Source organism: Calothrix rhizosoleniae SC01 (assembly GCF_900185595.1).
In the GTDB taxonomy this organism is placed as follows: domain Bacteria; phylum Cyanobacteriota; class Cyanobacteriia; order Cyanobacteriales; family Nostocaceae; genus Calothrix_A; species Calothrix_A rhizosoleniae.
The window spans coordinates 1-3,582 of the sequence record NZ_FYBH01000151.1 but is presented as its reverse complement, the minus strand read 5'-3'; the positions used below and the strand labels follow the sequence as shown (position 1 = coordinate 3,582).

At 37.0% G+C, this 3,582-nt stretch carries 3 protein-coding genes; all 3 read left to right on the top strand.

Features of this window, described 5'->3' with window-relative positions; all coding sequences use genetic code 11:
- The first annotated feature begins 237 nt into the window (after positions 1 to 237).
- Entirely contained in the window at positions 238 to 900 is a 663-nt protein-coding gene (locus CALSC_RS08955; protein WP_088241017.1) for a response regulator, read from the top strand.
- A gap of 118 nt (positions 901 to 1,018) precedes the next feature.
- Positions 1,019 to 2,053, top strand: coding sequence for a hypothetical protein (locus CALSC_RS08950; RefSeq protein ID WP_088241016.1), 1,035 nt, complete (start codon positions 1,019 to 1,021; stop codon positions 2,051 to 2,053).
- 260 nt (positions 2,054 to 2,313) lie between these two features.
- Positions 2,314 to 3,342 (top strand): phosphate ABC transporter substrate-binding protein PstS, encoded by a 1,029-nt coding sequence (gene pstS, locus CALSC_RS08945; protein WP_088241015.1) that lies wholly within the window; start codon positions 2,314 to 2,316, stop codon positions 3,340 to 3,342.
- Positions 3,343 to 3,582: the final 240 nt, after the last annotated feature.

Below are 3,582 nucleotides of genomic sequence, written 5' to 3'. Positions count from 1 at the left end.
AAATTTAACTCCAATAATTCTGGTTAAATTTTCGTTACATACTTATGAATTTTCCCGCCGACCTACTTACCGCAGACCCACTCAAATTGAAATTTAGTAGGGAAAAAAGCTGAAAAACTTTTGGGTAGTGTGATGGGAGAAGATGCGCCGCTGAATAAAATTCTCCCATCTCCATATTTTGCGTAAAGCAGGAATTTACAATGGTAATTATTCCTTGGAAATATTAGTACTAACCTCATGCATTCCCATACACCCCTGTTTTTAGTGATTGAAGATCATCCAGAAGTTGCTCAAAACAACTGTTGCTTTCTACAAAAGGTAGAAGCATCTGCTAATTGTATTTGTGTGGAAACACCAGAACAGGGTTTGGAAAGATTAAAGTTGGAAACACCAGAATTAGTGGTGGTGGATCTTCAGTTTGGTACCATCAGTGGCGAGCAGTCTGCTAAACCGGGGATAGAACTATTAAGACAAATTTTTGAGCAGTATCCCAATCTCAATATCTTGGTTTATACTAGCGACTCTAGTTTCCTTATACACTTAGTGAATCTGATCAATAAACACCACGGGGGATTTGTGGTGGTCAATAAAATGGAATTGCGTAAGGCTTTTATTGAAGGTGCTCAAAGTGCTTTAAAAGGCGAATTGCGTATCCCGAGGGAATTACGTCAAGAGATGAAGTTGACAGAGAAAGAACTAGAAGCACTGAAATTACTTTGCCAATATTCCTTAACAGACCATGCGATTGCTGAACGAATGCATGTAGCTTTAAGAACTGCTCAAAATTATGTCCAACGTTTGAAAGAAAAGCTGGATATTGATAGTTGGGAGGATAGTACCACTAGTGCGCGGGTAGCTGTGTGTATGGAAGCAGTTAGGCGTAAATTACTATTGTTATAGGTTGTGTCATTTCACCAATTATTTGCTGGCAGAAAATAATAGCTCAGTTGGTGTTAGCCACAATCGGGATGGGGGAATTATAAGCTCAAGTCATTTTCTCTTTCCTATGAGGTATGGAATGAACTCATCTGAACCGAATATAGTTGAGCTGGCAAAACAAGGAAATCCCAAAGCAATTGCATCCCTAATTAATCGACAACTCAATCCTCAGGGAATAACTGTTAAGACTAATTTACAAGATACTTGCTTACAAATTTTTTTAGAATCATTAGATCCGCCACTCCAAGAAGATATCCTACCGTTCATCCACAAAGGTATGTCTAATCTGGGTGCAAAGGTAATTAGAACTGTTAGAGTACATAGTTGTCAAGTCGGTTCGAGTTCAGCTTTATGGACTGAAGAATTTAATTTAGAAACCTTTGTGGAAGGCTCCCAGGAATCTGTTGGGGAGAATATTGCCAGTACTGCAAATCTTTTAGGGTCAGCGTCTACAAGACCATCACCAGGGATAAAATCTACTGTACCTGCAAAAGTTTATCAAGTCAGTCAGAATTCAGCAAAATCATCAGAGTCCGGTTTCCGAATTCAAAATACCCTCAAAGATGCCCTAGAAGGGTTGAAGATTTTTATCACTAACCCTGTGGAAGGGCTGCCAATATTTTATCAAAATTTAGGCAAAAAGCGTGCTTTAGCAGTAGGAATTACCTTTGGAATTTTCTATTTAGCTTGTCTGCTATTTAGTGTGCATCGAACTTTATCAAACTTATCTTTTTTTATTGGATATAGTCGTTTTAATATTGCTCAAATTTTCGGTTTAGGAATTACGCAATTTATCAGCTTTGCAGTGGCAAGTATGTCCATTAGAAAAATGTTTCAAGGTTTTGGTCGCCCGGAAGGAGATATTTTTATTGCTGGTTCTTCCTTGTTGGCTCCCGGCTTTTTTATATTATTAAGCACAATGCTAGGAGGAATTAATTTTGAAATTATTTTAATCCTTTTAGTTTTATCTATGACTTATCTTATCCTGACACTATATACAGGATGTAACAAAATTTCTCAAATTCCAGATTCTTTATCTCCTCTGGCTATTGTTGGTATAATTTTGCTGAGTATATGGTTCTCTAAGATTATCATCTCATCAGCACTTTATTAATTAATAACATAGAAGTATGTAAATTTTAAATTTTATTATTTTCCCTATAATCTGATCTACTTTTAAATGATGAAATATTTGTGTTCACTCCTCAATTTTTAATATCTTAAGCTGACAAAATTAATATTTAATTAATAAGTTTAACCATTATTTAATCTTTTTTTAAATAATGGTTAAACTTCTCATAACTATAAATAATATATCTTTACTTTTAACTAGTAGCTGAAGTGCTCATTTGATTCTTAAATACAAAGGTTAATATGGTTTTTTCCAGCATCCTGAATCGTGCCTTTACGGCTTCAGCAATAACTACAGCAGTTGTTTTTGCTCCATTACTGACCTCAGTTGCTCAAGCAGAAACTTTAACCGGTGCTGGTGCAAGTTTTCCTGCTCCCTTGTACCAAAGATATGCCCAACAAATGAGAAAAGCAGGATTAACCATGAACTACCAAGCTTGTGGTAGTAGTTGTGGCATTAGACAAACTATTCAGGAAACTGTGGATTTTGGTGGTAGCGATGCAGCTATGACCAATACAGAAATGTCTAAAGTTAACCGGGGTGTAATTCTTGTACCTACAGCCGGTGGTGCAGTTTCTGTTGTTTACAATCTGCCTGGTGTCAATAATCTCAAATTATCACGTCAGGTTTTGCCAGGAATTTTTTCCGGTCAAATTACTAAATGGAATGACCCCAAAATTAAAAAAGATAATCCTGGGGTAAATTTACCAAATTCAACTATTAGAAGTGTGGTTCGTGCTGATGGTAGTGGTACTACCTTCATTTTTACGAATCACCTCAGTAATATCAGTGGTTACTTCAAAGGTAGAATCGGTACCAGTAAAAAGCCCAAGTGGATAAAAAGCACTCTGCGAAGTAAGGGAAATTCAGGTGTAGCGGCTACAGTGAAACAGACTCCAGGTGCTATTGGATATGTTACCCAAGCATATGCAAAGGAAAATAACTTGAAAACAGCTCTGGTACAGAATAGTTCTGGTCAGTTTGTGGCTCCAACTTTACAGGCTGCAAATGATGCTTTATCCAGTGTTCAATTCCCTTCTAATTACCGAGTATTCGTGGGAGATTCTTCCAAAGGCTATCCCATTGTTGGTTTGACTTGGATGATGGTCTATAAAAAATATCCTACTCCAGCTAAAGCCCAAGCAGTTAAGAACATGGTGAAGTGGGTGCTGACTGAAGGTCAAAAGTACAATGCACAGCTTAACTACACCAGAATTCCTTCTAGTGTAGCGAATCAAGTAATACAGACAGTTAACAGTAATGTCAAGTAATTTAGGTTGTTAACTTTTCCTATTCTCCTCTCTCCTCGCTTCGTAGGATAGCTTCTAGCTATCCTGCTTTTCCTACAGTTTATACAGATTTGTATATGGCAAATCCATCAAGACAAGTTCCTCGCCCTGGAAATATTGATATTACTACTAGTAAGGGAATAAATTTCTTTCTAGAAAAAGGATTTGATTGGCTAGTTCATGGTTTTGCTTTAGTAACAGTAGCCATCCTTTTCTGGATGA